A 5,852-nucleotide genomic window follows, 5' to 3' on the forward strand; every position below is an offset into this window, starting at 1 on the left:
CCGCCAGCCCCCGGAACACAAACGCCGTCGTCTCGCCCGCGCCCTGCCTCCCCGCAAAGTCCCCGCAAACCAGCCCCGTCAAATCTCCGGCAACCATCGCCGGGTCGACCATCGGCTTGGCCATGTTCCTCTCCTGCTCCAGATCGTCGACGATGATGCGGTCGAAGCGGGGCATGGTTTCCGGCAGCCAGGGCAGGGCCTGGTCGGTCATCACGGTGAAGCTTCCCGGCTTCAGCCAGTTGGCGTCGAGGAAGGGTTCGGGCTTGGGCACCAGGGTCACCGTCGTCACCACCATGTCGGCGCCTTCGACCGCTTCCCTTGCGGTGTCGCAGGGGATGGGTTCCAGTCCGCGCGAGCGCGCCATTTGGCACAGCGCGTCGCGGTTGGCGACGCCGCGGCCGTAGGCGCGGATTTCGCGCAAGGGGAAGAGGTTGGCGAAGGCTTCGAGGTGGCCGCGGGCCTGCACGCCGCAGCCGATGAAGGCCAGGGATGACGCGTCGCCGCGCGCCATGCGCCTGGCGGCGACGGCGCTCAAGGCGGCGGTGCGTTTCTCGGTCACCCAATTACCGTCGACCAAGGCAAGCGGCAGCCCGGTCTCGGCGTCGAGCAGCGTGATCAGCGAATTGAGCGTCGGCAGTCCGCGCCCGGCGTTGCGCGGATTGACGACCAGCGATTTCGTCGCCAGCACGGGCGGCGTGGACGCTACGCCCAGCGTCGCCATGATGTAGCGGTCGTCGCCCGGCAGCACGACCGCCTTCGGCGCGCACCAGACTTCGCCGCGCCGCTGGCCGACGATCTGGCGTTCGATCTCGTCGACCATGTCGACTGTCGAGATCGACAGGCGGTCGAGCAGCCGGGATGACAGATAGGGCAAGGTTTCGCCGGCCAAGGGTTTCGTCCTGTCATTCCCCGATGGATCATCATACCCGCGAAAGTGTCAAACGGCTCCCTCATCGCGGGCGCCCTCACGCCCCCAGCGTCGGCTCCGTATTCACCTCCAGCGCCTCTTCCGCCTCATGCTCCTCGCCCAGAACCTCCCCGTGCACCGCCAGCGCCCGCCCGATCCAGATCGGGTCGACCAGGTGGTCGCGCTTGGGGTTGGTGGTGTTGGGGTGGATGAGGATGCTGAGGCCCTGGTGGTTCAGCATCAGCCAGGGAACCAGCGTCGCGAAAATCCCGGGGGCGAAGGAGACCTGGTACATGGCCTGCCCGTGCGGGCCGACTGGTCCGTCGTGCCAATTGCCCAGGCGCACGCGGAAACGTTCCGCGATGCGCTGGCGCAGCCATTCGGCGTGCTGCCGCTCGGCCTGCCCGTCATAGTAGATGTGGGCGTGGTAGCTGGCGATCTCGGCGAGTTGCCTTGGATTGAGGGGGCTCGGCTGCCCGGCCGGCGTTGAACTGGCTTTGCTCATCTCGGTTCTCCCCCTGGTGTCGTGTCCGGCGGAACTTTAGCCGAAGCGCGGGTATCTTGTCTGTAGCCGGGGCGGCGTGCGCAGAGACCAGCGACAAACAGGCTGTGGGCGCCGCCCAATGGTCGGCTATTCGATCGAATTTCTTTGCAACCCGTTAATTCGGCCATGCGTCAATAAGCATCTGCTAATTATATGATGGCGTGGGGTACGCAATGACCAAGAATCTCGGCAATGGACGCTATGTGCCGCCCAGGGACACCAGCGTCTCCTTCTTCGGCAAGGTCGCGCCGGCGCTGTTCCCGCTCGTCGCGGCGGCGCTGGGCTATGTGATCGGGCGGCAGTTCCTCGGCCTGTAGCACCGTAGAGCATCAGGCGCCGGTCTCGGTTGCCGCCTCCTCGGCTTCGGCTCGCCTGACGCGGTCGCTGGCCAGAAGCACGACCGGGCAGGCGACGGCGGCCAGCACGGCGGTCGCCGTGTCGCCGAAGAACAGCTCGTCGCCTGGCCGCTGCGTGACGCCCATCACCACCATGGCGGCGCCCTTGCCCGCCTCCCTGGCGATGGCCCTGTCGGGCGTGGCACGCGTCCTGATCGCGGTTTCGACGGCAACGCCGTAGCGGTCGGCGAGATCGGCGACATCCTTGAGCACGGCCTCCTCGCGGCGGTGCGAAACCGAGCTTGGCGGGCTGCCCTTGCGGGCCTGCGAGACATAGAGGGCTTTCACGCGGGCCCGGTGCGGCCGCGCCAAGGCGAGCGCGAAATCGGCCGCGCGCCGCGCGACTTCGGTGCCGTTCACGGGAACCAGGATGGTCGCGCCGGCGCGCAGCAACGGCATCTTGCCGCTGGATTTGGCGCCATTCAGCACCAGGCAGAGCGGGCCGTCGAAGCCGCTGGTGATATCCTTCAGGGTACCGCTGAAGGTGCCTTTGTCGGTCATCGCGTCGTCCAGCCCGACCAGCAGAAGGCCGTAGCCCTTGCGCGCTTCGGCGGCGATCGTTTCGGTGGTGGCCTGAAGCTCGGTACGGGCCGTGAGGTGGACCTTGTCGACGGGTGTATCCTCGGCCTTGCGGACAGCCCTGGCACTCCTGGCCGCCCCCTTCTTGACCTGCTGCGAGGCCCGCTCGGGACCTTTGTCGCGGGCAGGGCCGGGCAGTTGCCCGCCCTCGAGGTGGAGCAGCGTGGTCGGCATGCCGCTGCCGCCGCCGACCAAACCGCCGAGATAGGCGGCGAACTTGCCGACCGGGCTGTCGTCGACGAGCAGCAGCAACCGCTCCAGCTTGGAGACGAAGCCGCGCTCGTCGAGCAGTTCGCGGTCGACGCGCTGCTTTTCCGCATCGCCGACCGGCAGCCGGCCGAGCGCCCAGCGCAGCATCGGCGGCATGGCCAGCGTGGTGATGACGGCCATGGTGACGATCATCGTGAACAGATTGTGGGAGAGGATGTTCATCGACAGGCCGATCGAGGCGACGATGACCTCGGTCGAGCCGCGCGCGTTCATGGCGCTGCCGATGGCGGTGGCCTCCTTCAGCGACATGCCGGACAGCCGGCCGCCGAGGAAGGCGCCCGAGAATTTGCCGATGCTGGCGATCAGCACCAGCGCCAGCGTCAGCAGCGCCAGCGTCGGGTCGGCAAGCACGGTGAGGTCGGCGGACAGGCCGGCCATGCCGAAGAACACCGGCATGAACAGCGCCGTGATGACGCCGCGCAACTGGCTCTCTATGTGGTTGGACAGGATCGGCGATTCCCCGACCAGTATGCCGGCGACGAAGGCGCCGAGCACGGTGTGCACGCCGATCAGATTGGTGATCAGCGCCATCACGCCCATGATGATGAGGATGACCGATATGACGGCGTATTCGCTGCGGAAACTATCATTGCTCCAGCGGATCAGGGTGAACACCACGCGGCGGCCGATGGTGAAGGAAAACACCATGAACAGCGCCACTTCGGCCACCGTCGTGATGAGCGGCACCACCTGCAGGCTGCCATTGGTGGCGATGCCGAAGGTGACGGCGATGATCAGCCAGCCGAACGTGTCCTCGATGATCGCCGAGGAGACGATGATCTGGCCGAGGTTGCGGCGCATGAAATTCATTTCACGGACCACCATGGCGACGATCTTGACCGAGGAGATCGACAGCGCCGTGCCAAGGAACAGGCCGGCGACGATGCGCTCGGTCGGCTCGGGCAGAAGGGAATCCGGCAGTACCTGCGCCAGCGCGAAGCCGCACGCAAAGGGCACGACGACGCCGGTGATCGAGATCGAAAAACAGGCCGCGCCCACCCGCCGCACGAGGCGCAGATCCGTCTCCATGCCGGTCAGCAGGAGGAGCAGCAGGATGCCGAGCTGCGAGACGGCATCGATCATGCTTTTCTGCGCGGGGTCGGTGGAAAAGATCAGGTGCTGGGCGTCGGGCCAGAGCCAGCCGAACAGCGACGGCCCGAGCAGGATGCCGCCAATCAGCTGGCCCATGATCGCCGGCTGGCGATAACGCTGGAAGATCTCGCCAAGGCCACGGCCGACCAGAAGCAGGAGGACGATCTCGGCGACGAACAGCCCTTCGGCCGAGCCGCCCATGCCAGAGGCGTGACCGGCCGGCTGAGCGGCCAGCGCGTGGCTTGCCGGTGCCAGAAGGAGAACGGCCAGCGAAAAGGCGACCGCGGCGCCGTGCGATCTCGTTGCCGTTAGGTGGATCATGGGTCCCTTCAAGACGCCGCCGCGGACTGACCATAACAACGCGCGGCTGACCTTTGCGTTGCAGCCATCCGTTGCGAGTTATTGCGTCAGATGTCGAACTCAGACGTGGACGTCACCGAAGGAGAGCTCGCCGTCATCGCCCGGCGTCAGGAAGGCGGCCGCCACCAGGCCGGCATAGAGGAAGGCAACCACGGCGACGATGGCCGCGCCTGGAACGGGACCGAGCGCCGCCGCGCTGACGGCCTCGCGCAATGTGCCGGCAAAGCCGACCGGCGCGCCTTGGTTGATCAGGCTCGGCGTCGACAGTTTGAGGATCCAGGCAAGCAGCAGGATCAGCATCATGTGCAGGTAGTTGCGGCGCAAACGGCGCGCCAGCGCCACACGCTGCGAGACCAAGAATTTCGGCCTGCGCAGGCTCTCGCCGAGGATCAGCAGCCAGTCGGAAGCAAAATCGGGCTGCGGCGAGAAGATCTGCGCGAAATAATGGCGCTCGAACTGGCGCACGCGGGCGCGGTAGACATCGAAGAAGCGGTAGCGGCGCGCCTCGATCCACAGCAAAAGCAGCACCAGCAGCATGGCGAACAGCAGCACGCCATGATGGGCGCTGGCCGTCGACAGCGACACCGACAGCATCGCCGCGACAACCGTGATCGCCCAATTGCTGGTGCGGTCCAGGCGGTCGCGCCAGCCGGCCATGCGGGCGATCTCGGCGCGATGGAAATGGGACATCACGGTGACCAGTTCGCCTGGCAAAAGCGGCCTGCCGACGGACGTTGCCGGCGCATCGTTCATGACTTCCTCCCAACCTCATCAAACGTTCCGGGAGCGATGTCGTTCCATGACGATCCCCGCCGGCGCCCAATGGGACGGGTGGTCGCCCGGGCAGCCTCTTGAGTATCTGTCTCCGCTGAGCAACATAGCGGCCATGGCCGAGGCACGAAAATGAACAAGCCGATTTCCGTCGCACCGCGCAAATCCGCGCTCCGCAAACCGCCGATGGCGCTGACCGAGGCGCTGGTGGCGCGCACCTTGCGCGCGGTCGAGGATGCCGGGCCGACGCCGGGCATGGTCTATATGACTGACCAGGATTATGCGCGGTTTCGCGATGAGGTCCTGGCCAGCGCGCCGCCCGGACCGCTGAAGCTGTTCGCCTATGGCTCGCTGCTGTGGAAGCCGGCAGGGGAGGTGCGGGGTGGCGAACGGGCGGTGGCGCGCGGCTGGCACCGATCGTTCTGCTTCACCGTGCAGCGCTTTCGCGGCACGCTCGATCAGCCTGGCCTGATGATGGCGCTCGACCGTGGCGGCCAGTGCCAGGGCATGGTGTTCGAGATCGCCGAACCGGTAGCCGACAATCTGGAAGCGCTGCTGCGCCGCGAAATGACCATCCTGCCCGCCGTCAACGTGCCGCGCTGGCTGCGGGTCAGCACCGAAGGCGGGATGGGCCAGGCGCTCGGCTTCGTCGTCGATCCCGCCAATCCGCGCTACGCCGGCAAGCTCGACAAGCCTGCGGTCGCGGCGACGCTGGCCAGAGCCGTCGGCCACTGGGGCTCGGGCGCGCAATATCTGTTCGAGACGATCCGCCACCTCGACGCCTGCGGCATCCGCGATCGCAATCTGTGGCAATTGCAGGAACTGGTGGCGCGGGAGATCGGGCGGAGCCACGTCCGCTGAAAAACCGGAAGCCGGCGCGCGCGAATGCGCCTGCGTGAACAGGAAATAGCTGACGACCGCCGAAGGGCGGGGG

The 5,852-nt window shown here is 66.8% G+C and carries 6 protein-coding genes; 2 read left to right on the forward strand and 4 right to left on the reverse strand.

What is annotated here, in order from left to right:
• Both FJ941_RS28795 and FJ941_RS28800 read right to left on the reverse strand, forming a co-directional pair.
• The coding region (locus FJ941_RS28795; protein WP_140510985.1) for an ornithine cyclodeaminase family protein at positions 1-889 on the reverse strand (889 nt) is incomplete at its 3' end.
• Between the two features lie 76 nt (positions 890-965).
• The gene (locus FJ941_RS28800; RefSeq protein WP_140510986.1) at positions 966-1,412 is read right to left on the reverse strand and encodes a DOPA 4,5-dioxygenase family protein; all 447 of its coding nucleotides are present in this window, start codon (positions 1,410-1,412) and stop codon (positions 966-968) included.
• A gap of 212 nt (positions 1,413-1,624) precedes the next feature.
• Here FJ941_RS28800 and FJ941_RS29150 point away from each other — a divergent pair, with 212 nt between their 5' ends.
• A complete protein-coding gene (locus tag FJ941_RS29150) occupies positions 1,625-1,768 on the forward strand; it encodes a hypothetical protein (protein ID WP_181166026.1) in 144 nt (47 codons plus the stop codon).
• Between the two features lie 12 nt (positions 1,769-1,780).
• On the opposite strand, the gene FJ941_RS28805 is transcribed toward FJ941_RS29150, so the two are convergent.
• Both FJ941_RS28805 and FJ941_RS28810 read right to left on the reverse strand, forming a co-directional pair.
• A complete protein-coding gene (locus FJ941_RS28805) occupies positions 1,781-4,108 on the reverse strand; it encodes a cation:proton antiporter (RefSeq protein ID WP_246674066.1) in 2,328 nt (775 codons plus the stop codon).
• A 99-nt stretch (positions 4,109-4,207) separates the two neighbouring features.
• On the reverse strand, positions 4,208-4,900 hold the full coding sequence (locus tag FJ941_RS28810) for a DUF2270 domain-containing protein (RefSeq protein WP_140510988.1): 693 nt from the start codon (positions 4,898-4,900) through the stop codon (positions 4,208-4,210).
• Between the two features lie 150 nt (positions 4,901-5,050).
• On the opposite strand from FJ941_RS28810, the gene FJ941_RS28815 reads away from it, so the two are divergent.
• The gene (locus FJ941_RS28815) at positions 5,051-5,779 is read left to right on the forward strand and encodes a gamma-glutamylcyclotransferase (protein WP_140510990.1); all 729 of its coding nucleotides are present in this window, start codon (positions 5,051-5,053) and stop codon (positions 5,777-5,779) included.
• Positions 5,780-5,852 lie beyond the last annotated feature (73 nt).

The organism is Mesorhizobium sp. B2-3-13 (assembly GCF_006442195.1).
Taxonomy (GTDB): domain Bacteria; phylum Pseudomonadota; class Alphaproteobacteria; order Rhizobiales; family Rhizobiaceae; genus Mesorhizobium; species Mesorhizobium salmacidum.

What these genes read in the sequence shown, in the direction of transcription:
- FJ941_RS28800 (WP_140510986.1), bottom strand. Translation starts at nt 1,412, where the DNA reads ATGAGCAAAGCCAGTTCAACGCCGGCCGGGCAGCCGAGCCCCCTCAAT.
- FJ941_RS29150 (WP_181166026.1), top strand. Translation starts at nt 1,625, where the DNA reads ATGACCAAGAATCTCGGCAATGGACGCTATGTGCCGCCCAGGGACACC.
- FJ941_RS28805 (WP_246674066.1), bottom strand. Translation starts at nt 4,108, where the DNA reads ATGATCCACCTAACGGCAACGAGATCGCACGGCGCCGCGGTCGCCTTT.
- FJ941_RS28810 (WP_140510988.1), bottom strand. Translation starts at nt 4,900, where the DNA reads ATGAACGATGCGCCGGCAACGTCCGTCGGCAGGCCGCTTTTGCCAGGC.
- FJ941_RS28815 (WP_140510990.1), top strand. Translation starts at nt 5,051, where the DNA reads ATGAACAAGCCGATTTCCGTCGCACCGCGCAAATCCGCGCTCCGCAAA.